Below are 573 nucleotides of genomic sequence, written 5' to 3' on the forward strand. Positions count from 1 at the left end.
TTCAAATCCCTCTTTCTCCGCTCTTTTCCAAATGATTATTTTTTTGCCCTTTCGTGGAGAAAAAAGTAAAATTATGGTTGACTCGATAAAAACGATGTGCTATAATGTAACTCCACCGCGAAAAACGGTGAAAAAAGAAAAAAAGAAAATAAAAAAAGTTGTTGACAAAACAGAAACGATATGGTAAGATAAACGAGTTGCTGTTGAGAACAAAACAACGCAAACGCACTTTGAAAACAGAAGATTGAACAGTATGTAAAACCCTGAAAATTCTAATAAAACAAGCCATTGTTTGATGGCTTTGAATGAGAAAATTCAGAACGAATACAAATATTGTATACGAACCAAACAACAAGTAAAACGGGAAATAAATTAGCTAGTTAGTTGATTTTGACCCCGGATCAAACGAATCATTTAACATGAGAGTTCGATCCTGGCTCAGGATGAACGCTGGCGGCGTGCTTAACACATGCAAGTCGAGCGAAGCGAATCTTCGGAAGTTTTCGGATGGAAGAGGATTTGACTTAGCGGCGGACGGGTGAGTAACGCGTGGGTAACCTGCCTTACACTGGG

At 38.6% G+C, this 573-nt stretch carries 1 protein-coding gene and 1 rRNA gene; both read left to right on the forward strand.

The genetic code is table 11. The features are described from left to right. On the forward strand, positions 1 to 187 hold a 187-nt coding region (locus tag NE664_12885; protein MCQ4727530.1), incomplete at its 5' end, for a hypothetical protein. Between the two features lie 228 nt (positions 188 to 415). Continuing rightward, positions 416 to 573, forward strand: a 16S ribosomal RNA gene (locus tag NE664_12890); the annotation flags it as partial.

Origin of the sequence: Anaerotignum faecicola, from assembly GCA_024460105.1 — a bacterium.
Lineage (GTDB): Bacteria > Bacillota > Clostridia > Lachnospirales > Anaerotignaceae > JANFXS01.